This window comes from Bradyrhizobium sp. WSM2254, assembly GCF_000472645.1.
Classification (GTDB): domain Bacteria; phylum Pseudomonadota; class Alphaproteobacteria; order Rhizobiales; family Xanthobacteraceae; genus Bradyrhizobium; species Bradyrhizobium niftali.
In genome coordinates this window covers 238,966-260,189 of the sequence record NZ_AXAB01000009.1, presented here as the reverse complement: position 1 = coordinate 260,189, position 21,224 = coordinate 238,966, and the positions used below count along the sequence as shown (strand labels likewise).

Annotated in this window: 17 protein-coding genes and 1 pseudogene; 9 read left to right on the top strand and 9 right to left on the bottom strand. The window is 64.1% G+C overall.

Going from position 1 to position 21,224, the window contains the following annotated elements; translation table 11 throughout:
• Positions 1-270: 270 nt before the first annotated feature.
• The gene (locus A3M7_RS0108140; protein WP_027543489.1) at positions 271-2,565 is read right to left on the bottom strand and encodes an MHYT domain-containing protein; all 2,295 of its coding nucleotides are present in this window, start codon (positions 2,563-2,565) and stop codon (positions 271-273) included.
• Between the two features lie 190 nt (positions 2,566-2,755).
• A complete protein-coding gene (locus A3M7_RS0108130) occupies positions 2,756-3,319 on the bottom strand; it encodes a TetR/AcrR family transcriptional regulator (protein ID WP_027543488.1) in 564 nt (187 codons plus the stop codon).
• A 116-nt stretch (positions 3,320-3,435) separates the two neighbouring features.
• Here A3M7_RS0108130 and A3M7_RS0108125 point away from each other — a divergent pair, with 116 nt between their 5' ends.
• The 3 genes from A3M7_RS0108125 (at position 3,436) to A3M7_RS0108115 (ending at position 6,071) form a co-directional block, all read left to right on the top strand.
• Complete coding sequence (locus tag A3M7_RS0108125) at positions 3,436-4,092, top strand: glutathione S-transferase (protein ID WP_027543487.1); 657 nt, start codon at positions 3,436-3,438, stop codon at positions 4,090-4,092.
• 235 nt (positions 4,093-4,327) lie between these two features.
• Complete coding sequence (locus A3M7_RS0108120) at positions 4,328-5,014, top strand: class I SAM-dependent methyltransferase (protein ID WP_084301830.1); 687 nt, start codon at positions 4,328-4,330, stop codon at positions 5,012-5,014.
• 13 nt (positions 5,015-5,027) lie between these two features.
• Positions 5,028-6,071 carry a zinc-binding dehydrogenase gene (locus A3M7_RS0108115; RefSeq protein WP_027543485.1) on the top strand — a complete coding sequence of 348 codons (1,044 nt, stop codon included), beginning with the start codon at positions 5,028-5,030 and terminating at the stop codon, positions 6,069-6,071.
• A gap of 279 nt (positions 6,072-6,350) precedes the next feature.
• Here the strand turns inward: A3M7_RS0108115 and A3M7_RS0108105 are convergent, their stop codons facing one another.
• Together A3M7_RS0108105 and A3M7_RS46255 are read right to left on the bottom strand one after the other, a co-directional pair.
• The gene (locus A3M7_RS0108105) at positions 6,351-7,379 is read right to left on the bottom strand and encodes an alpha/beta hydrolase (RefSeq protein WP_027543484.1); all 1,029 of its coding nucleotides are present in this window, start codon (positions 7,377-7,379) and stop codon (positions 6,351-6,353) included.
• A 263-nt stretch (positions 7,380-7,642) separates the two neighbouring features.
• Positions 7,643-7,866: pseudogene (locus tag A3M7_RS46255) on the bottom strand (LLM class flavin-dependent oxidoreductase); the annotation flags it as partial.
• 190 nt (positions 7,867-8,056) lie between these two features.
• On the opposite strand from A3M7_RS46255, the gene A3M7_RS0108095 reads away from it, so the two are divergent.
• On the top strand, positions 8,057-8,497 hold the full coding sequence (locus tag A3M7_RS0108095; protein ID WP_156936832.1) for a hypothetical protein: 441 nt from the start codon (positions 8,057-8,059) through the stop codon (positions 8,495-8,497).
• 26 nt (positions 8,498-8,523) lie between these two features.
• Here A3M7_RS0108095 and A3M7_RS0108090 read toward each other — a convergent pair whose 3' ends face one another.
• From A3M7_RS0108090 to A3M7_RS0108080, 3 genes are all read right to left on the bottom strand, one after another.
• On the bottom strand, positions 8,524-9,546 hold the full coding sequence (locus A3M7_RS0108090) for an LLM class flavin-dependent oxidoreductase (protein ID WP_027543482.1): 1,023 nt from the start codon (positions 9,544-9,546) through the stop codon (positions 8,524-8,526).
• A gap of 188 nt (positions 9,547-9,734) precedes the next feature.
• Positions 9,735-10,148 carry a hypothetical protein gene (locus A3M7_RS0108085; RefSeq protein WP_245284213.1) on the bottom strand — a complete coding sequence of 138 codons (414 nt, stop codon included), beginning with the start codon at positions 10,146-10,148 and terminating at the stop codon, positions 9,735-9,737.
• 311 nt (positions 10,149-10,459) lie between these two features.
• Entirely contained in the window at positions 10,460-11,389 is a 930-nt protein-coding gene (locus tag A3M7_RS0108080; protein ID WP_027543480.1) for a LysR family transcriptional regulator, read from the bottom strand.
• A gap of 119 nt (positions 11,390-11,508) precedes the next feature.
• On the opposite strand from A3M7_RS0108080, the gene styA reads away from it, so the two are divergent.
• The 3 genes from styA to A3M7_RS43790 all read left to right on the top strand — a co-directional run bounded on the left by styA (position 11,509) and on the right by A3M7_RS43790 (position 13,931).
• Positions 11,509-12,759, top strand: a complete 1,251-nt coding sequence (styA, locus tag A3M7_RS0108075; RefSeq protein ID WP_027543479.1) for a styrene monooxygenase subunit StyA — start codon at positions 11,509-11,511, stop codon at positions 12,757-12,759.
• Positions 12,760-12,783: 24 nt separating this feature from the next.
• Positions 12,784-13,269, top strand: coding sequence for a styrene monooxygenase NADH-dependent flavin reductase subunit StyB (gene styB / locus A3M7_RS0108070; protein WP_027543478.1), 486 nt, complete (start codon positions 12,784-12,786; stop codon positions 13,267-13,269).
• Between the two features lie 245 nt (positions 13,270-13,514).
• Positions 13,515-13,931, top strand: a complete 417-nt coding sequence (locus A3M7_RS43790) for a hypothetical protein (RefSeq protein ID WP_156936831.1) — start codon at positions 13,515-13,517, stop codon at positions 13,929-13,931.
• Positions 13,932-13,974: 43 nt separating this feature from the next.
• On the opposite strand, the gene A3M7_RS0108060 is transcribed toward A3M7_RS43790, so the two are convergent.
• On the bottom strand, positions 13,975-14,943 hold the full coding sequence (locus tag A3M7_RS0108060) for an AraC family transcriptional regulator (protein ID WP_245284212.1): 969 nt from the start codon (positions 14,941-14,943) through the stop codon (positions 13,975-13,977).
• A 203-nt stretch (positions 14,944-15,146) separates the two neighbouring features.
• Complete coding sequence (locus A3M7_RS0108055) at positions 15,147-16,115, bottom strand: AraC family transcriptional regulator (protein WP_245284211.1); 969 nt, start codon at positions 16,113-16,115, stop codon at positions 15,147-15,149.
• 519 nt (positions 16,116-16,634) lie between these two features.
• Here A3M7_RS0108055 and A3M7_RS43785 point away from each other — a divergent pair.
• Together A3M7_RS43785 and A3M7_RS0108045 are read left to right on the top strand one after the other, a co-directional pair.
• Complete coding sequence (locus A3M7_RS43785) at positions 16,635-20,063, top strand: autotransporter domain-containing protein (RefSeq protein WP_049823254.1); 3,429 nt, start codon at positions 16,635-16,637, stop codon at positions 20,061-20,063.
• A gap of 49 nt (positions 20,064-20,112) precedes the next feature.
• Entirely contained in the window at positions 20,113-20,928 is an 816-nt protein-coding gene (locus A3M7_RS0108045; RefSeq protein WP_027543475.1) for an outer membrane protein, read from the top strand.
• Positions 20,929-21,224 lie beyond the last annotated feature (296 nt).

Here is a 21,224-nt window from a genome sequence, read left to right as displayed (position 1 = left end):
ACGAATCGCAAATGCGGTCAGGCGTTGTTTTTGAAGTGCGTCTCTGCGCGCGCCATCGTCTCGACCGTATTTCAATCGCGTCGGTCTTGCGGCCTTCACGATACTAGCATCTCGAAGCCGCCATGGCGCGCAGAGTTATGAGGCGTGCTTAAGGCCGAAATCGGCGGCGAGGGTCGCTGCGCCGTGAGCACTTGCAACATCACAAGGAGTTTCAACTGTGTAGGAGTTCGTGGTTTTGTTCCGGACGGCGCGCCATTCATCATCAGGCATTCATGCGCTCTTCGGCCGGAACGCGACCACGGATCCGGCCGGCTCGTCCTCGCCCATCGCCGCCTCGATCGCCTTCGCAAGTGCGGCCTGGTCGAACGGCTTTGCCAGGCGCGGCAAGCTGGACCGCGCGTCGCTCGGGAGGTCCGCGTATCCCGTGCTGAGGAGGATGACCGTCTCCGGGCGCTCCGCAGCGATGGCGCCGGCAAGCTGCAGGCCGGTCATGCCCGGCATGGCATAGTCGGTCACGACCAGGTCGACGGTGCGCGTGCGGCGGAGCAACGCCAGTGCCTCATCGCCCGAGCGCGCCTCGACCACGATGTGCCCGAGATCCTCCAGCATCGCTGCCGTGTTCTCGAGCACCAGGAGGTCGTCGTCGACGACGAGCACGGAAAGCTGCCGGCTGGCCCGGGCCACGGGGGCCGGAGCCGCCGTGCGCGGGTCCGGCTCCGCGGTCGCCTCGGCGATCGGCAGCCAGATGTCGGCCTTCGTGCCCTCGCCGGGACGGCTCTTCAGGACGAGCCTGCCGCCGGACTGCTCGGCAAGTCCGTGGACCATCGACAGGCCGAGCCCGGTGCCTTTGCCGACGCCCTTGGTCGTGAAGAACGGCTCCTGGGCGTGCTTGAGAATCTCCTCGCTCATGCCACAGCCCGTGTCGCTCACCGAGAGCACGACATAACCGCTGCTCGAGGGGCCGCCTTCGCCCTGCTCCTCGTGCGCGGCGATAGTGATCAGGCCGCCGTCCGGCATCGCATCGCGCGCGTTGACCGCGAGGTTGAGGATCGCCAATTCGAGCTGGTTGGCGTCGACCTTCACCTTCGGCAGATGCATCGGGAACCGGGTCTCGACAGCAATCCCGGCTTCGAATTTCAGCAATGACGCCATGCCGCGTACCAGCTCGCCGACGTCGACGACCGCCGGCTTGAGGTGCTGTTTACGCGCGAAAGCGAGCATGCGCTGGGTCAGGGAGGCGCCGCGCGCCGCGCCTTGCATCGCGTTCTCCACCAGGCGCTGGACCTTCGGATCGCCGGTCGGCAGGCGCTTCTTCAAGAGCTCGAGGCTGCCGAGAACGGCCGCCAGCAGGTTGTTGAAGTCGTGGGCCACGCCGCCGGTGAGCTGGCCGATGGTCTCCATCTTCTGCGACATCATCAGTGCTTCGCGCGCGCGATCCAGCGCTTCCTGCGCCCGTCTTCGTTCGCTGACGTCGCGCACGATCTTGGCAAAGCCGGCGATTGCGCCGCTTTCGTTCCGGATCGCGACGATCGTTGCCTCCGCCCAGAAGCGGCTGCCGTCCTTGCGCACCCGCCAGCCTTCGATGGCGGACTTGCCCTCCCGCTCGGCTTCAACGAGCGCACGCGCGGGCGCCTCGGCCGCGCAATCTTCCTCGGTGTGAAAAATGGCGTAGCTCGTCCCGACGATGTCGTCGCCATAGCCCATCAGCCGGCGCGCGCCGAGATTCCAGTTGCCCACGCGCCCGTCCGGATCGAGCATGAAGATCGCGTGGTCGACGATACCTTCGACGAGCAGCCGAAAGCGTTCTTCGCTGCGCCTCAGTGCGTCGGCCTCGCGTTGGGCGCGCTCCGCCGATGCCCTGTCATAGACGGCAGCCGCGATTCCGATGCTCAGGATCATGATGGTGATGCCGGCGAGCAGGAACGCGAGCGGCGCCTGACCGACGCCGAGATGTCCTGCCTGCCGGGCCATGGTGCTCGTCGGCACGAACATGGCGCCCTGCATTGCAGCATAGTGCATGCCGGAGATCGCAAGGCCCATCACCAGGCCCGCGAACAGCCGCTGGACCGCGTTGGTGTTTCGAAAGGCGAGCCAGAGCGCCACGATCGAGGCGCTGATCGCGATCAGGATCGAGGCCACGACCCAGCGGGGATCATATTGGATGAGGGCCGCCATCCGCATCGCGGCCATGCCGGTATAGTGCATGCCGGAGATGCCAAGTCCCATCGCGAAGCCGGATGCGAGCAGCGCCTGCGGGCGTCGTCCGACAACGGTAAAGGCGGCAGCGGCGACGACGATCGGAATGACCAGCGAGAGCAGAGTCAGGAATGAATCGTAGGAGATCTCGATCCCAGGCAGGCTGAAGGCCAGCATGCCGACGAAATGCATCGACCAGATGCCGCCGCCCATGGCGATCGCCGCGGCTGCCAGCCAGGATCGGCGGGCCCTCCCTGAGGCAGCCCGCATTCGGGTCGCCAGGTCCAGCGCGGTATAGGAGGCGAGGGCCGCGATCAGAATCGATAACGCGACCAGAACGGGATCGTGAGAAGCCGCATGATGATGCATTTCGGCCAACGCTAGCCGAGCTTGCGTTCGGGCTTACGCATGAAGTCCTCCCCGACACCGAAATCGTCCGCGGCACCATGACGGGCGCCGCAGGCGTCCACGACGTTCGAATCGGCCGTCATGGTGCACGCAATCGTGCTTTGCCGCCACTCTCATGGCGTGATCGGGGCGATCCCGCGGGAACCATCCGTTAGGCCGGCAGCAGGCCGGCCGCGCGGTAGCTGTCGATCAAGGCGTCGTAGAGCGAGAGATCCGACCGGCTCCGCGCCAGGAGCTGGGCACCGGCGATGGCGGCGAAGATCGCGCGGGCGCGCCGATCGCTCTCCCCGGAACCGCCCAGCGCCGCAGCGGACAGAACCTTGCTCAGCCAGGCGACATTCACGTCCGCAAAGGCCTGCACCTCCCGCTTCACCGCGTCCGGCAGGTCGTCGTGCTCGGCAGCCATGAAGCTGCACAGGCACATGCGGTTGCCGTTCTCGAGCGCCTTGCGAAAGACGTCGGGATAGCGGTGCAGGCAGCGCAGGGGATCCGGGGTTTCGGCCAGCATGGCTTCGAGCGCCGCCGCGGTATCCTCCCAGTAGCGCCTCGCGACGGCCGCGCCGAGATCGGCCTTGCTCGGGAAATGATAGTGGATGCTGGCGGCCTTGATGCCGACTTCAGCGGCGAGGTCGCGGAAGTTCAGGCCGCCATAGCCGTGCGCCTGTGCGGTGCGTTTGGCGGCCGCCAGGATGGCTTCCCGCGCGCTGGAACTCATGTCGGCGCCTCACCGCTTCGTTATCTACCAACTGACAGATAGGCTTTGACCGCCAAATTTTGAAGGCTATAGTTGCCTACCAAGTGGCAGGTAGAGAAATGCGAAGAGGTTCAGCGATGAAGATTCATGATTGGGCCACCGGCCCTTATCCGGCCCGCGTCCGCATCGCCATCGCCGAGAAGAATCTGCGGCCGCAGGTCACCTTCGTGTCGGTCAACCTGTGGAAGGGCGAGCACAAGAAGTCCGAGTTCCTCGCCAAGAACTACTCCGGCACGCTGCCGGTGCTCGAGCTCGAGGACGGCACCTTCATCGGCGAATGCACCGCCATCACCGAATATCTCGACGCGCTCGACGGCGCGCCCGTGCTCACCGGCAGGACGCCGCGCGAGAAGGGCGTGATCCACATGATGAACAAGCGCGCCGAGCTGGAGCTGCTCGATGCGATCAGCGTGTACTTTCATCACGCAACCCCCGGGCTTGGGCCCGAGGTCGAGATCTATCAGAACGCCGAGTGGGGCTTGCGTCAGCGCGACAAGGCCTTCAGAGGCATGCATTACTTCGACGGCATTCTGAGACAGCAGCCATTCGTCGCCGGCGAGGCCTTCTCGATGGCCGACATTGCGGTCATCGGCGGCTTGATCTTTGCGGACCTCCTGAAGCTGCCGGTGCCCGCGGAGTGCGAGGCTCTTCGCGCCTGGTACGCCCGGATGCAGGAGCGCCCCAGCGTCAAGAACAGGGTGACGATGTCAGAGCCGGCTGAAGCGTCCGCCTGACATCGGGGCCGCGCCACCGCGAAGGCCTGTCGAAGCAGGTGGTCCGAACTCGTCCCATCGATGAAGGAATCCTTCGATCCCTGACCGGCCGACGTCGGTCGTGCGCGTCGGCACGTTGTCGGCGGCGTCGCTGCGCGATCATTGATCTGAAACAATGACGATCTTCAGCACAAATGCTAGGTCGAGTCGCAGGTCACGACGCTGGGCTCCCCAGGCCGGTCAAGAGAATCAGCGCGTGTTGGAATCCGAGGGCTCAATGGGACGACTACTGAATATTGTGACGCCACTGCATACCGCGACCAAGCGCGACTACATGGGTCGCATGAACGACGACAAGATCGGCTGCTCGCTGAAGGCGCGGGAATACGAGGCCGATTACTGGGATGGTGATCGTCGTTTCGGCTATGGCGGCTACCGCTTCATCGAAGGGCGCTGGGCGCCGGTCGCCAAGGCGCTGATCGAGACCTATGGCCTGAAGGATGGCTCCAGCGTGCTCGACGTCGGCTGCGGCAAGGGCTTCCTGTTGTACGAGATGCAAAAGATCCTTCCGGGTTTGAAGGTGGTCGGCTTCGATATCTCCAGACACGGTCTTGCGAATTCGCACGAGCAGGTGAGGCCGTATTTGTTCAATTATCGCGCCCAGGACGTCTATCCCTATGGCGACGACAGTTTCGACCTCGTCATCTCGCTCGGCACCCTGCACAATCTCAGGCTCTACGAGCTCGATGCGGCGCTCAAGGAGATCGAGCGGGTCGGGAAGAACAAATACGTCATGGTCGAGGGCTACCGGACCGTTGCCGAGCTGCACAATCTCGAATGCTGGGCGCTGACGGCGGAGTCCATCCTGCACACCTCCGAATGGATCTGGCTCTACGGAAAGCTCGGCTACACCGGCGATTACGAATTCATTTATTTCGAGTGACCGGGCGCGGCTCATGGATATCAAGACTGCCAAGGCGGCGATTCTGGTCGAATCGGGCAAGCCGCTGATCGTCGACGAGTTCACCCTGCCTGATACGCTCGAGCACGGCCAGGTGCTTGCGCACGTGCATACGTCGAGCATCTGCGGCGCACAGATCAACGAGATCGACGCCGTCAAGGGCGTCGACAAATTCCTGCCGCACCTTCTGGGGCACGAAGCGCTGGCAACCATCGTCGAAACCGGGCCCGGCGTCGTCTCCTGCAAGCAGGGCGACACCGTCGTCATGCATTGGCGGCCGGGTAAGGGCATCCAGTCCAACACGCCGGTCTATTCCTGGCGCGGCAAGCGTCTCAACGCGGGCTGGGTCACCACCTTCAACGAATATGCCGTGGTGTCGGAAAATCGCGTCACGCCCGTTCCCCCCTCGATCGATCGCAGCAGCGCGCCGCTGCTTGGCTGCGCGGTGACGACCGCGCTCGGCGTCGTCAACAACGACGCGCAAATCGCCATCGGCGAAGCCGTCGTCGTGTTCGGCGTCGGCGGCGTCGGGTTGAACATCGTGCAATTTGCCGCGATGGTCGGCGCCTGGCCGGTCATCGCGATCGACCGCCTCGACAACAAGCTCGAGATGGCCCGGCAGTTCGGCGCCACCCACGCCATCAACTCCGAGGCGGTGAAGGATGTGGCCGCCGAGGTTCGGTCCATCACGGGGGCCGACGGACCCGACAAGGTCGTCGAGACCACCGGCGTCAAGAACTTGATCGAGCTCGCCTACGAGATCACGGCGAAGAAGGGCCGCTGCATCCTCGTCGGTGTTCCCCGCGAGAAGGCCGAAATCTATACGCTGCCGCTGCACTTCGAGAAGGTGCTGAAGGGCTCGGAAGGCGGGCAATGCCAGCCCGCGCGCGATATTCCACGTCTGGTTCGTCTGAGCGATGCCGGCAAGGTGAGCTACCGCGGGATCGTGACCCACGAGTTCGCGCTCGATGACATCAACGACGCGCTGGATTTGATGCGCAGCGGCGAGTCGGGGCGGATCCTTCTGAACATCAGCTGAGCGCTGCGGCCGATGCCGATCACACCAACGACTGGTCCTACCCGGTCATCTGGTGGCGAGGCGCGGGTGGCGTTGACACGGATGCGCTCAGCCGCCTCTTTCCGAAGGTTGCGGCCGTCGCCTGAAGACTTGCGCATCCCCCGGGCAATTCACGCTCACGCCGCGGCGAGCACGGGCTGCACCGGCCGCCGGCCGATCATCAGCGACAGCACGGCCGCGACATGAAGCCGGCGAAGAAGGCGGCGCAGGCGGCCTCTAATGCGCCGCAAGTGCACGCTCTTACGTGGCCGTACTGTCGATCGAACGGCGGATCTCCCGCTGCACTTCCGCGCTCGATAGAAACAGATCGTGATTGATGATGCTCCAGCCTTCCTGGGAAGCATCGACCACGCGCACGCCGAGCCGCTGGATGACAGCCTTCTCGGCGGCGCCGACCCTGGTCATTCCACCCGCGATTTGTCCCGACAGAGCCAGCGCGCGATCGTTCGTCGCGGCGATCACGGTGATCTTACCGGCAAGCGGGCCGATGCGGTGGACCGCCGACGTGAACACGTCCATGTCGATGTCGGGTGCGGCAAACACGACCGTCCCGATCCTGCTCGTGACAGTGTCGCCGTATCGCGCATAGAGCTGACGCAGGCTCTCGAGCGTCAGCATGGTCCCCATGCTGTGCGCAACGATGTGCACGCGGCCGCCGCCTGACGTCGACACGAGGGACGAGAGCACGCGTTCGAAATCGTCGCGGGACCACATCGCACTGTCCCGGTCATAGGCATAGTCGAACAATCCTGCCTTGGAGGGCCAGGAGAACACCATGGTCCGGCCGCGGAACTTGATCCCATCGGAGAGATGGGCGGCGTCGAGCGCGGCCGTCTCGAATGTCTGCTTGAAGCCGTGCACATAGATCAGCACGTCTCCTCCCGCGCCGCCCTGTGCAAGGAGATCGCCAATTTCGGCTTGCACCGGTTCGACCTGATCAAGGCGCCAATCGCCCAGTCCGACCGAGGCGAGGGAAAGTCGGCTCTCGTCCGGCGCCACCAGCCTTGCCCGCGCGACCGTCATTGCGGTCGCGCGCTCCGGCCCGAACCAGGGTTTCGTGCGGCCGCCCTTCACGGGCTTTCGTGTGGTGGCGACGAGCAGCGTGGGATCAGCGGAAAGGGACGACGCGTCGTAGCGCGCGCCGGTCGCGCCCAAGCCTGCGCATCCGCCCAGCGCGAGAATACTGCCTGCCGAGACAAGCCCGCGCAGGAGCGCGCGGCGCGAAAGGGAATGATGAGAGTCGCGTTGTAGAAGATGTCGGACGATCACACGGAACCTTTGGGAACTATGCCCGCCATAGCGCCGCCCCGCCTAGCTCCCTGAATGACAATGGGGGCGAGAAGACGGCGGAGCAGCTGGCAGGTCGCGTGTCATGGCGTCCGTTCGCCGGTCTGCGGGCGATGCGACGAAGTTCCAACGCCTGGGTGGCGGTTGCCCATCAATGATGGGCCGACACGCCTTTGACGCATCGGGTCAACAGATCCACGGTGGCGAATTGGCCGACATGTGATGCACGGCTTTCGCCAGATCTCTCAGCGCCAGCCGAGCGCAGGCGCAACGTGTGTCAGGATCGCCTCAATCGCATGCGCGCAGTAGTCCACGCCGAGCTGGTTGGGAATGGTTAGCAGCAACGTGTCAGCCTCCGCGATCGCCTGATCCTGCCGCAGCTGCTCGATCAGCACATCCGGCTCCGCCGCATCGGAGCGGCCGAAGATCGCCGCGTCTGCGAGTCAATGAAGCCGATCTGATCTTCGCCTCCGCGCTAGCCGCCGGCGTGGCGGCGCGCGCGCATGACAAATCAACCGGTCGCTCGAACGGGACTGTCATGTGATCTCATTGGCTCTCATAGAATGGGCGGTCACCGCAGGCCTCGGCCGCCCCATTTTATCAGCCCGCGGTGTGGTCTACATTTTCAGCTCCGATGCCCCGCGCAAGGAGACGGACGCGTGCTCGACCATATTCTCAGATTCATGACGCTCGGGACGGTCATCGTCGGCAGTGTTGCGATCTACACGGCGCTACACACCAACAATCGGCGTCTGGGCGCGGACATCTTCCTTCGGTATTCCGACCGGGTCTCCGACCTGCGACGCCGCCTTCCAGTCACGGTATTCCTCGAGCGCGGGGCTGCCGGCGACATTGAGATCACAGCGGAAGAGCGACGGGCCGTGCATGAGATCATCCACTCGATCTTCGAGCTCTATGAGCTCAAAGTGCATGGCTTCTTTCCGTCGGCGATCTGGAAGATCAGGGAGCCCGATATCGAAAGGCTGCTGTCGTTGCCCGTCTTTCAGCAGGAACTGGCAAGCCTGGAAGGCCGATATGCGCGGCACCCACGTTTGGTGGCCTGGCTCGACAAAATGAGGGGCCAGCAACAGCCGGCCTGACTTGCGCAGCGAGCCGGTGGACTGTCTCACCGCCACCCCAGCGCCGGCGCGACGTGCGTCAGGATCGCCTCGATCGCATGCGCGCAGTAGGCGACGCCCAGCTGGTTCGGAATGGTCAGCAGCAGCGTATCGGCCTCCGCAATCGCCTCGTCCTGCCGCAGCTGCTCGATCAGCACATCAGGCTCGGCGGCATAGGAGCGGCCGAAGATCGCCCGCGTCTGCGGGTCGATGAAGCCGATCTGGTCTTCGCCTCCACGCTCGCCGCCGAAATAGGCGCGGTCGCGATCGTTCATCAGCGCGAAGATGCTGCGGCTGACGGACACGCGCGGCTCGCGGGTGTGGCCGGCTTCTTTCCATGCGGCGCGAAAGCTACGGATCTGGGCGGCTTGCTGCACGTGAAAAGCTTCGCCGGTCTCGTCGTTCTTCAGCGTCGAGCTCTGCAGGTTCATGCCGAGCTTCGCCGCCCAAACCGCCGTGGCGTTCGACCCGGCGCCCCACCAGATCCGCTCGCGCAGGCCCTGCGCATGCGGCTCGAGGCGCAGCAGCCCCGGCGGGTTCGGAAACATCGGCTGCGGATTGGGCTCCGCAAAGCCTTCGCCGCGCAGGAGGTCGAGAAAGACCTCCGCGTGGCGGCGGCCCATGTCGGCGTCGCTCTGGCCGTCGGCCGGCCGATAGCCGAAATAGCGCCAGCCGTCGATCACCTGCTCCGGCGAGCCGCGGCTGATGCCAAGCTGGAGCCGTCCGCCGGCGATCAGGTCGGCGCTGCCCGCGTCCTCCACCATGTAGAGCGGGTTCTCGTAGCGCATGTCGATCACGGCGGTGCCGATCTCGATCGTGCTGGTCCTGGCGCCGACGGCGGCAAGCAGGGGAAAGGGCGAGGCCAACTGGCGCGCGAAGTGATGCACGCGGAAATAGGCGCCGTCCGCGCCGAGCTCTTCTGCCGCAACCGCAAGCTCGATCGATTGCAGCAGCGTGTCCGCCGCCGAGCGGGTCTGCGACTGCGGCGAGGGCGTCCAGTGTCCGAAGGACAGAAATCCGATCTTTTTCATGGGGGCAACATATGGATGATCGGAAGAGTTTGCGAGACGTCGATCGGAGGAAAGATGGCGATACAGGGTGTGCACCCGTAAGCCCTCTTTTTGGGGGAAAGCAGATTAGGTGCGGTTTGGACTGCTGCCCGACAGCGGGCCACGAACTCAGATCGCTCAACTTCAATCGGCCACGCCGAGAAGCGTCCTCAGATGTCGCAACCGGTCAAATTCAATGCCTTGCGCAAGCCACCAAACGCCTTGAGCCGACAGGGCTCCGCATTGCTTGCGGCCTTTGAGCGCTGGAAGTTGGCAGTTCGCTTGACAACGGGTGCCTTCGGCTTGGGACGTTCAGCGGTCGCGATCTTTTTCGGATTATGCCGATGACGGACGATCGGCTCCGGCTCGGACGAGCCGATATGGGCGTCTTCTGGCGGAGCAACGCGGTCTTTCACCGAAGCAGTCTGTGTCGGCATCGCGCTGCTCACGGCGGCAACGTCAAGGCGGTCAGCCTTCGCCAGGGCGTCGTGTGAAGTAGAAGTGCCGGCGTCTTGCTCGGCAAGCGGCTGCACGATCGCGGCCGCGCGACGCGGTGGCGCGCTCAGCTCCATTGCCGACAGCATTCCTACACTCAACAGGATGAGGAGGCCCAACAACGCCATTCTCAGCATAATGCGCCTCTGACCCAGATTCGTGCCGCTGAAAATTCTCCGCGCCAATGAGGCAACTTGTCGACGGCTGCCGACTTGCGACGAATCATTTGCCGACAGGGTTAACGTCGGTGATGCTCCCGCACGTGCGAAAACATCAGCCGCATCGGAGTGCTATAGCTGGCGAACTATGAAATGAGCCGTGTCCAGACTTCTTGACGCGCCGCTTTGGGTCAAAGGCTGCCCTTGTTAGCTGGCATGACGTTGGGCGGGCAGGGGCGGCGTCAACCGTCTGCGCCGGCGGTGCCGGTATGCGACGGGGCTGGCACGAAATGCTCGGCGCGTTCGACCAGGAGATCCAGAAAACTTCGCGCGCGGAGCGACATCCACTGCGTCTCCGGATAGACCGCATGCAGAGGCAGCGCGGCGATGCTGTAGTCCGGCAGCACATGCTCGAGCTCGCCGCTGCGAAGACCCTCCGCTGCATTCCACTCGGGCAGGATGGCGATGCCGAGATGATGCATCGTCGCCTCCTGCATCGCATCGGCATCGTCGACGTGAATGGGCCCGTTGATCGATGCGACGTGACGGCCGTGTTCGGATTCGAAGGCCCATTGCTGCGCCGGCGACATCCGCGAATAGACGATGCACTGATGCGAGCCGAGATCGTCCGGCGTCCGCGGCAGCGGGCGGCCGTGCAGATAGGTCGGCGTCGCGACCAGGTAGCGCTGCACGGTGCCGAGCCGGCGGGCGACGAGCGTGCTCGCCTCCAGGTTTCCAATCCTCAAGGCAAGCTCGATGCCTTCTTCCACCAGGTTGACGAACCGCTCGCTGAAGCGAATGTCGACCCGAACTTCCGGATAATTCCGCACATATTCGGCGATCACAGGCATCATGTAGCGCCGTCCGAACGACGATGGCAGGCCGATCCGGAGCGTGCCGGTCGGGCGGGGCGCCGCCTGTTCGACACTCGACCGTGCCATGTCGAAGCTGTCGAGGATCTGCCGCGCGAGATCGTAGATCCGGTGCGCCTCCGCCGTCGGCTTCAGCGTGCGCGTCGTGCGCGAAAACAGCTGCGTGCCGAACTCGCCCTCCAGCATCGCGATGCGCTTGCTGATCGCGGGCTGGCCGATGCCGAGCTCCTTGGCCGCCGCCGAGAAGCTGCCGCCCTCGAGGGTGCGCACGAACGCGCGCAGGCAATCGATCCGGTCCATAATTCATTCCAATCTGGAATAAATTATATCCAATTTATTCCGTGGTGAGCAAGACGGCGGGCCGCTAGGCTCCCTCAAAACAAGCAATCACAGGGCAAGGAAACAGGGGAGGGGACGACATGGCACGCAACATCGGAATTGTCGGCGCCGGAATCGCCGGCCTGCATCTCGCGCTTTATCTGCAGAAGCATGGCGTGGACGCCACTGTGATCACCGACCGGCCGCCGGAGGATTATCGCAACATCCGGCTGCTCAACACCGTCGCGCACCACCACGTGACGATCGCGCGCGAGGACTATCTCGGCGTCAATCACTGGACCGATCCGAAGGACCATTATTACTACCACGATCATGTCTTCAATTTTCCGCAGCCGCTGAGCTTTCGCGGTGATTTCTCGAAGCCGAGCCGCGCCGTCGACTACCGGCTATATCTCCCCGAGCTGATGCAGGACTTCATGAAGCGCGGCGGCAGGATCGAATACCGCCGCATCGAGGAGCGCGACATCCGTCCGCTGGTTGCGCGCTTCGATCTGCTGGTCGTCTCGACCGGCAAGGGGCCGCTGGGCCAGCTCTTCAGCTACCGGCCGGAGCACACGCCCTATTCGCAGCCGCAACGCCGGCTGTGCGTCGGGCTCTACACCGGTGTGCGGCAGCCCGATCCCATGAACGTCACGCTCTCGGTGTCACCAGGACATGGTGAGATGATCGTGATTCCGACCATCACCTTCGGCGGCATCGCCAACGCGCTGCTGATGGAGAACGTGCCGGGCGGCGACATGGAGGAGCTGGCAACGCTCAGCTACGACGACAACCCGAAGCACTTCCTGAAGGTGCTCCTGGGCAAGCTGGAGAAGCATCACCCGACCACCTACGATCGCATCGACGCCGCGCGCTTCGATCTCGCGCAGCCGCAGGACCTGCTGCAAGGCGGCGTGGTCCCGACGGTGCGCAACACCGTGGTCGAGTTCGACGACGGCAAATGCGCGATCGCGCTCGGCGACGTTCATGCGATCGTCGATCCCATGATGGGGCAGGGCGCCAATGTCGCCTCCTATGCGGCGTTCGTGCTCGGCGAGGAGATCGTCAACGCCGCCGCACTCGACGCGCGCCTCTGCGAGAAGATCGATTTGAAGCGGCAGGATCGCGTGCTGGCGGCCTCGCGCTGGACCAACGTGATGCTCCAGCCGCCCACGGAAGCGCTGGGCATGCTGATCGGCGCGATGAGCCAGAATCCCGCGCTGGCCAACGAGTTCACAGAGAACTTCAACTATCCGGACCGGCAGTGGGATCGCATCGCCACGCCGCAGCGCATCCAGTCCTGGATCGAACGCATGTCGGCACCATCAGAGCCGGTCAGGGCGATTGCGTGAGGATCGATGCGGGCGAGGAGTGAGATGCCGCGCGTCAATCCCGCATCATTCCGCGAAGCCGCGTCGCGCTTTGCGACCGGCGTCGCGGTGCTGACCGCATTGGACGAGCACGGCCGCGTCTGCGGCATGACCGCGAACAGCTTCGTCACCGTCAGCCTGTCGCCGCCGACCGTGCTGGTCTCGGTCATGCCCGGCCGGATGCACCGCGCGATCACGGCGACCGGACGCTACTGCGTCAACGTCCTCCCCGAGCATGGCCGGGACCTGTCGCGGCATTTCGCGAGCCAGCCGAACGCCGGCGCCGTGCCGGATTACGACATCGTCGACGGCCTGCCGCGCCTTCAGGGCTGCATGGCCTATTTCGCCTGCGAGGTCACACGCCACGTCGACGTCAGCGACCACACCCTGATCATCGCCGAAGTCTCGAGCTGCGATTACAGCGACACCACGCCGCTGGTGTTCTTTTCAAGTCGGTATCATCTCGGGCCGGGCGTGCCGGTGGATCGGTGACGCTATAGCCTGATGAATCTTGATGTCATCGGCATCGTCCATTTACCAACGTGATTGCCTGACGTGGCCGGCTGAACGTTTGCCGTTCAATTCCAAGACAATGAAGGCCTCAGCCCGGTAGGAATTGTCAGCTTCGGAACGATTGAGCCCCGGCGGATCGCCTGGCCGATATCGTATCGCGATGCTGCTTAACTGGACCACGGCAACGGTGTGACGCAATGATTGTTAACATACGGGACGTTCTCATGCGCCTCGTCAGAAGGTTGGACGGGATTCGCTTCAAGCAGGTGGTGCGGTTGATGGTGTGCGACGTCGAGACGGAGTTTCTGTGCGTGGCCTCGATCGTCCGCTCGATCGACGACGCGCTCGTTATAGCAGAAGCCGAACGGTCGGGGGTCAATTCGCGAATTGACGATGTCCTGGCGCGCGCCGCGGTGACGAGTGGCAACGATTTCGACGAGTACCTGAGCCGCGATTCGCTCGACACCTATCACCAAGATCTGCTCGACACGGAAATCGCAAACGGCAGGCTCCGGTTGGAGCGGTTGTCGCAGAACATCAAGCATTTCCGCTTTTTGAAAGAGGCACTCCTGACCCGCTTTCCGGATTTCAGGATGGTGTCCGATACCGGTGCTGCGAACCCGTTGTTGCGGAGTCACTGATCCAGGACATCCAATCTTCCGACCGGACCCCAACGGCGGCATCTCAAGCGCCGCGCATGTCGGACGGTGTCACGCCGAAGCGCCGTCGAAACATGCGGTTGAAATAGGACACGTCGGGGAATCCGGCCGAATGGGCGAGGTCGCTGACCTTGCGCCATCGGTTGAGGGGATCGAGCAACTGCCCGCGCACCAGCAGCAGGCGCTGTTCAAGCAGGAATTCGGTGAACGTGGTTCCCGTCCGTTCGAACATCCGTTGGGCGTTGCGCGGGCTGAGGCCGGCATTCCGGGCGACCGAATAGATCGTCAGATCGCCTCGGCTCAGATTGGCGATGATGTCGGCGCGCATCAGGTCGACCCGTGCGGCGGAATACCCCCTCAAGTTCGCGAGCTCGTTGCGGTCGGCATCGGTCCCCAGCAGCAGTCCGATGAGATCGACCATGTGCTGCGCCATCAGGTGCTGGCCGACCGCGTCCGTGTGCGGGCCAAGGCTGGCGGCAAGTGCGTGATAGCGTGTGATCGCTTCTCGCATGGGCGCTTGATCGCCGAGAGCCAGCGCCAGCCGGTCCTCCGCCCTGGGGCAGATCGTCAGGAGCAGGGATCGCGGGATGCGGATGGTCTTGACCTCGCTGTCGCTGCTCATGCGCGTGCCGCAGAGCACGCTCATGTCCCCGAGACACATTTGCGATTCCGACAGTTCGATCGAATGTTCCTCGTGCGATATGAGCACGCGGCCGGACGTGGCGATGACAAGGCACATGCCGTCGTAGCCATCCTTCAGTGTGTCGGGGGTGCGCGAGAATTGAGCCGACGTTCCGTTGGAGGCACCTAACAGGATGCCACCCAGCAGGCTGACCTGCAATTTGCAGTCGATGCTGTCGCCGGCGCCGGGCTGGACGTCGACCCGGAGCGTGCACCGGTACAATTCCTCGCGCCATCTCTCGTAGTCCCGCCCTCGCGGCGGACCCGAGTAACGGTTGACGAAGAAATTCGGCGCGCCCGCTTGTTGCATCATGACTCCTTCGTTTGCGACAACCCACCATATTCGGAGACTGCGCAAGCGAAAGGCCGGGACCGGCGGTTATCGTTGTAATCTAAACGATTGACGCTGGAGTCCAATCGTGGCGAAGCCACGTAGACAGATTCAGTCTGCAGTGCAGACGGTCGGCTCCGGTTGGAGCAGTTGTCGCAGTCGAGCATTTTGGCTGCGGCGGCATCTCAAGCCCCGCGCATGTCGGACGGTGTTATGCCGAAGCGCCGTCGAAACACGCGGTTGAAATAGGACACATCGGGGAATCCCGCCGAATGAGCGAGGTCGCTGACCTTGCGCCATCGGTTGAGCGGATCGAGCAGCAGCTTGCGCACCAGCAGCAGGCGCTGTTCAAGCAGGAATTCGGTGAACGTGGTTCCGGTCTGTTCGAAAATGCGTTGGGCGTTGCGCGGGCTGAGGCCGGCATTCCGGGCGACCGAATAGATCGTCAGATCGCCTCGGCCCAGATTGGCCATGACGTCGGCGCGCATCAGGTCGAGCCGTGCCGCAGAGTGCCCTCTGTTGTTCGCGAGTTCAGTGCGGTCGGCATCCGTCCCCAGCAGCAGCCCGACGAGATCGACCATGTGTTGTGCCATCAGGTGCTGGCCGACCACGTCCGTATGCGGGCCGATATTGGCAGCAAGTGCGTGGTAGCGTGCGATCGCATCTCTGATGGGAGCTTGACTGCCAAGAACCAGCCACAGCCGGTCCTCGGCCCTGGGGCAGATCGTCAGGAGCAGGGATCGCGGGATACGTATGGCCTTGGCCTCGCAATCGTTGCTCATGCGCGTACCGCAGAGCACGCTCATGTCCCCGAGAGCCATTTGCGATTCCGACAGCTCCATCGACTGTTCCTCGTGCCGCAGAAGTATGCGGCCGGACGTGGCGATGACGAGGGACAGGCCGTCGTAACCGTCCTTCAGGGTTTCGTGCGTGCGCGAGATTTCAGCCGATGATCCGCTGGCGACAGCCATCATGATGCCACCCAGCAAGCTGCCTTGCATTTTGCAGTCGATGCTGTCGCCGGCGCCCGGCTGGATGTCGACCCGGAAATTGCACCGGCACAATTCCTCGCGCCATCTCTCGTAATCGCGCCCACGCGGCAGGCCGGTGTAACGGCTGACAAAGAAATTCGGCACGCCCGCTTGTTGCATCATGACTCCTTCGCTTGCGACAGCGACCATATTCGGAGACTGCCGAAGTGAAAGGCCGGGATCAGCGGATATCGCGTCAATCTACACGACTGGCGCTGGAGTCCAATCGTGGTGAAACCGGTGTCTCGACGTTTCGACCGCGCTGCTATCGGGCGGCGAGTGATGCGCGCAGGTTCAGTCAGCAGTTGCGGTGAAGTCCCATCTTGTGGGCGCTACCGCCCGTGGCCGTTCTGCACCAGGCAGCCGCCGACGCGGCCGCAGCGCGCTGAAGGTGAAGCGATTGGCGCTGCGTTCCAAGACAGAAAACACCGCATACCTCACTGATGCCAGACGCAGTTTCAGCGCGATTCAGTCCCGCAATGTGACCGGGACTGATCGCCTGACCGGTGTCCGCACCGGGATTGATATTGGTTTCGCACGAGGTCATGCATGCCGAAGGGCCCACGTCTTTCATTCACCCCCAAGGCAGGTATAGACCGGGCTCTTGCGCGGAGCCGCTTTGCGTCACGCGCGGCCTCGCTGATGGCACTGCTGGTCGCCTCCACTGCGCTGACCGCCACCGCGTTGGCGCCCTCGGCCCATGCCGGCACGCCGCAATGGCTCGGCACCGCGTCGAGCAACTGGTTCATCGCGGGAAACTGGAGCGGGAGTCCGCCGTCAGTGCCGAGCGCGGCCGACATTAGCACGACCATCGACACGACGACGCCGAATACGGCCGTCATCAATGGCGGAGCGGCGGCCACCCAGCAGCTTGTCATCGGCAACTCCGGCAACGGCAATCTCGCGATCACGAACGGCGGCGGCCTCACCACCAGCGGCTTCGGCTATCTCGGATTTTTTGCAAACAGCACCGGCACGGTCTCCGTCGACGGCGCCGGCTCGAACTGGGACATCAGCTCCGGACTGACTGTCGGCCACTCCGGCACCGGCGCGCTGACGATCACCCATGGCGGCCTCGTGACGAGCACAGGGGCTATCAATATCGGTGCCAATGCCGGCGCAACAGGCAGTGTTCTGGTCGATGGAGCAGGCTCGGCCCTGGGCCTGAACTCGACCGCTACCTTATCTGTCGGCCAGTCCGGAAACGGTACGCTCACCATCACCAATGGCGGCACCGTCTTTAACGTCAACGCGTCTGTCGGCACGGCGGCCGGCGAGACCGGTTCAATTCTCGTCGACGGCACCGGATCGAGCTGGACCACCACCAATACGATGGCGCTCGGGGGCGCTGGCAAGGGAACGCTGACGATCTCCAACGGCGGCACAGTGACGACCGGCACTGCTGTGATGGGCGTGAGTCCCGGCGCGCGTGGCGGATCGGCCGTGATCGACGGCGCTGGGTCGTCATGGGCACTCAACACCCTCGATGTCGGCTACAATACCACCGGCTCGGTTGCGATCAGGAATGGCGGCCTCGTGACGAGCACGGGGCCTATCACTATCGGTACCAATGGCGGCGCAACAGGCAGTGTTCTGGTCGATGGAGCAGGCTCGGCTCTGGGCCTAACCTCGAACGCTACCTTACACGTCGGCGACGCCGGAACCGGTACACTCACCATCACCAATGGCGGCACTGTCGCTAGCGCCAACGCGTCTGTCGGCACGGCATCCGGCTCGACCGGTTCAGTGCTCGTCGACGGCGCCGGGTCGAGCTGGATCACCGCCGGTGTGATGGCGCTCGGGGGCGCCGGCAAGGGAACGCTGACGATCTCCAACGGCGGTCTAGTCTCAACCGACACTGCTGTGATGGGCGTGAGTCCCGGCGCGCGTGGCGGATCGGCCGTGATCGACGGCGCTGGCTCATCATGGCAAGTCAGCAACCTCTCTGTCGGCTACAATACCACCGGCTCGGTCGCTGTCGCGCATGGCGGTAGCATGGTCAACATCAACGCGGTGATCGGACAGAACGGCGGCTCAAACGGCAGCGTCACCGTCGACGGCGCGGGATCGTCCTGGATCAATCAGGCGTTTCTTCGGATCGGTGACGCGGGCACGGGCTCGTTGACGATCGCCAATGGCGGCGCGGTCTCCGCCAATGGCCAGGTCGTGATCGCGAATCAGGCTGGCTCCATCGGCAATCTCAACATCGGTGCGGCGCCGGGCTCGGCGGCGGCGGCGCCTGGCACATTGACGGCAGCCGCGGTTCAGTTCGGCGCCGGCACTGGCGCGATCAATTTCAATCATGCCTCGGCGAATTATGTTTTCGCGCCTGATATCGTCGGCAACGGCGCCGTCAACCAATTGTCGGGCACCACGATCCTGACCGGAAACAACACCTATACCGGGCCGACCACCGTGAACGGCGGCACGCTGTTGGTGAACGGCTCGATCGCGAGCTCCACCGCCACTGTGAACACCGGCGGCACGCTGGGCGGCATCGGCACCGTCGGCGACACCACGGTGAATGCGGACGGCATGCTGGCGCCGGGCAGCAACTCGGTCGGCACGCTCACCGTGCAGGGCAATCTGGTGCTGACCTCCGCCGCGACCTACATGGTCCAGGTCTCTGGCGCATCTGCCAGCCAGACCGTGGTGTTCGGCGCGGCGCAGCTCGCCGGCATAGTCGCGGTGAACCTGACCGGCCGCGTCTCGGCGACCACGACCTACACCATCCTCACATCGGCGAACACGATCGGGACGTTCGGATCTGTCTCGATGACCAACTCGGCCTACGCGCGCAACGCGCGGGTGAGCTATTCGGGCAACAACGTGCTGCTGACGCTCGATGCCGGCCTGCTGTCGCCGTCGTTGCCCGGCTTCGCCAACATTAACCAGAAGAGTGTCGCCGCGGCGATCGACAACGGTCTGATCGGGGGTGGCTCGATGACGACCGGCTTCAACAAGCTGTTCAACGCGACCGGCCAGAACCTCCTCAACGGACTGACGCAGGCCTCCGGCGAAGCCGCCACCGGCACGCAGCAAGGCACCTTCAGTGCCATGGGCCAGTTCCTCAACGCGATGCTCGATCCGTTCTTCGGCAACCGGAACGCCACGGACGCGCCGGCGGGCGGCGTTTCGCGCTATGCCGAGGACGGCGCGGCCACGCGCGCGAGCGCGGGTCGCGACGCCTATGCGGCGATCGACAAGGCGCGCGGAGGTTTGTTCGCACAGCGCTGGAACGTGTGGGCGGCCGGCTATGGCGGCTCGCAGACCACTGACGGCAATGCGGTGGTCGGCTCGAACACCGCAACCAGCCGCATCGCCGGCGTGGCCGCGGGCGCCGATTATCAGCTGTCGCCGAACACGGTGGTCGGCTTCGCGCTCGGCGGCGGCGGCACCAGTTTCAGCGTGGCCAACGGGCTCGGCGGCGGAAGCTCCGACCTGTTCCAGGCCGGCGCGTATGCCCGCCACACCATGGGCAATGCCTATGTTGCCGGTGCGCTCGCCTATGGCTGGCAGGACGTCACGACGGATCGCACGGTGACCATCGCAGGCAACGATCATCTGCGGGCCCGGTTCAATGCCAACGCGCTGTCGGGCCGCGTCGAAGGCGGTTATCGTTACGTCACGCCGTGGATGGGGATCACGCCGTATGCGGCGGCGCAGTTCACGAGCCTGTACCTGCCGGGCTATGGCGAGCAGGCGATCTCCGGCGCCAACACCTTCGCGCTGAATTATGCGGGCAGGGACGTCACCGCTACGCGCAGCGAGCTCGGCCTGCGCACCGATCGCTCCTATGCGCTGGAGACGGCCGTTCTCACGCTGCGCGGCCGTGCCGCGTGGGCGCACGATTTCAATCCGGATCGCGCGATTTCGGCCACCTTCCAGACCCTGCCGGGCGCGAGCTTCGTGGTGAACGGCGCGGCCTCCGCGCACGATGCCGCGCTGCTCACCGGCGCTGCCGAGCTGAAATGGCTGAACGGTATCTCGCTGTCCGGCACCTTCGAAGGTGAATTCTCGAACGTCACCCGCAGCTACGCCGGCAAGGGCATCGCACGGTATCAGTGGTGAGGCGGCACCAGACTAACGGCTTTCAGGAATTCGTGCTGAGGGGTTTTCGATGAACCGGATTGTGATTGGAGTGGCAGCGGCGGTGTCGCTGCTTGCAACGGGCGCGATGGCTGCTGACCTGGCGCCGAGGCCCTACGTCAAGGCGCCGCCGATGGTCGATCCCGGTTTTAATTGGACGGGGTTTTATGCGGGGTTCAACGGCGGCTATAGTTGGGGCCGCTCCAACGCCACGGTCCTGGCGACCACCCCACTTGCTGTGAGCATCGGACAGAACGTTGATGGGGGGCTTGGCGGCGGTCAGATCGGCTACAACTGGCAGGTCGATCCGAAATGGGTCCTGGGTGTCGAGGCCGATATTCAAGGAACCGGCGAGCGCGGCCGTTCGATTGACACGCTGGCAGCGGTCAGGATCAGTTCGGCTGCCATCACCGGCACTGCCAACAGCAGCACTGATTTTCCGTGGTTTGCAACCTTCCGCGGTCGCGCCGGACTTTTGGCCGATCCCAGCCTGCTGCTCTATGCGACCGGGGGTCTGGCGGTCGGAGAGGTCAAGTTCGGAACTCAGGCGACGCTGACCGCGCAACTGTTCGATGGTAACAACGCGCCCGTCGGAGCGCCGGTTACGGTTGTCGGGGCGGCGGTCTCTGAGAGCCAGACTCGCTGGGGCTGGACCGCAGGGGCCGGCATCGAAAAGAAATTCAACCGCAACTGGTCAGCAAAACTCGAATACCTCTATCTCGATCTGGCGTCGGCCACCTACTTCGGTGGGACTGTCAACGAGACAACAGTCAAGTTCCACGATCATGTCCTGCGGGCTGGCTTCAATTACCAGTTCACGCCCGGACCAGTGGTCGCCAAGTACTGATTCACAAGTACTGATTCAAGGGCGGTGCGAAGACCACGGAGACCATCGGTGCCGCAGCCGCCGCATTCTCCAACACCGACCTTCGCGTCGGTTATGCGGTTGTCGCGGGCGCTCAGGGCGTGATCAGCGGAAACTGGACAGCCAAGCTCGAATATCTCTGGGTGGATCTTGGTCGCAGCAAGGGTTCATTCGCGACAGTCGTTCCGGCGCTTGGCGGCGGCTCGAACAGGCACGGAATAGTCTGCGCGCGGGACGCGGTGTGAAGCTTGAGGATATCGATACTGAGTAGCGCCGGG

What these genes read in the sequence shown, in the direction of transcription:
- A3M7_RS0108060 (WP_245284212.1), bottom strand. Translation starts at nt 14,943, where the DNA reads ATGATGCAACAAGCGGGCGCGCCGAATTTCTTCGTCAACCGTTACTCG.
- A3M7_RS0108130 (WP_027543488.1), bottom strand. Translation starts at nt 3,319, where the DNA reads ATGAGTTCCAGCGCGCGGGAAGCCATCCTGGCGGCCGCCAAACGCACC.
- A3M7_RS0108140 (WP_027543489.1), bottom strand. Translation starts at nt 2,565, where the DNA reads ATGCATCATCATGCGGCTTCTCACGATCCCGTTCTGGTCGCGTTATCG.
- A3M7_RS0108055 (WP_245284211.1), bottom strand. Translation starts at nt 16,115, where the DNA reads ATGATGCAACAAGCGGGCGTGCCGAATTTCTTTGTCAGCCGTTACACC.
- styB (WP_027543478.1), top strand. Translation starts at nt 12,784, where the DNA reads ATGCCGCGCGTCAATCCCGCATCATTCCGCGAAGCCGCGTCGCGCTTT.
- A3M7_RS0108080 (WP_027543480.1), bottom strand. Translation starts at nt 11,389, where the DNA reads ATGGACCGGATCGATTGCCTGCGCGCGTTCGTGCGCACCCTCGAGGGC.
- A3M7_RS43785 (WP_049823254.1), top strand. Translation starts at nt 16,635, where the DNA reads ATGGCACTGCTGGTCGCCTCCACTGCGCTGACCGCCACCGCGTTGGCG.
- A3M7_RS0108115 (WP_027543485.1), top strand. Translation starts at nt 5,028, where the DNA reads ATGGATATCAAGACTGCCAAGGCGGCGATTCTGGTCGAATCGGGCAAG.
- A3M7_RS43790 (WP_156936831.1), top strand. Translation starts at nt 13,515, where the DNA reads ATGCGCCTCGTCAGAAGGTTGGACGGGATTCGCTTCAAGCAGGTGGTG.
- A3M7_RS0108125 (WP_027543487.1), top strand. Translation starts at nt 3,436, where the DNA reads ATGAAGATTCATGATTGGGCCACCGGCCCTTATCCGGCCCGCGTCCGC.
- styA (WP_027543479.1), top strand. Translation starts at nt 11,509, where the DNA reads ATGGCACGCAACATCGGAATTGTCGGCGCCGGAATCGCCGGCCTGCAT.
- A3M7_RS0108085 (WP_245284213.1), bottom strand. Translation starts at nt 10,148, where the DNA reads ATGCTGTCGGCAATGGAGCTGAGCGCGCCACCGCGTCGCGCGGCCGCG.
- A3M7_RS0108090 (WP_027543482.1), bottom strand. Translation starts at nt 9,546, where the DNA reads ATGAAAAAGATCGGATTTCTGTCCTTCGGACACTGGACGCCCTCGCCG.
- A3M7_RS0108045 (WP_027543475.1), top strand. Translation starts at nt 20,113, where the DNA reads ATGAACCGGATTGTGATTGGAGTGGCAGCGGCGGTGTCGCTGCTTGCA.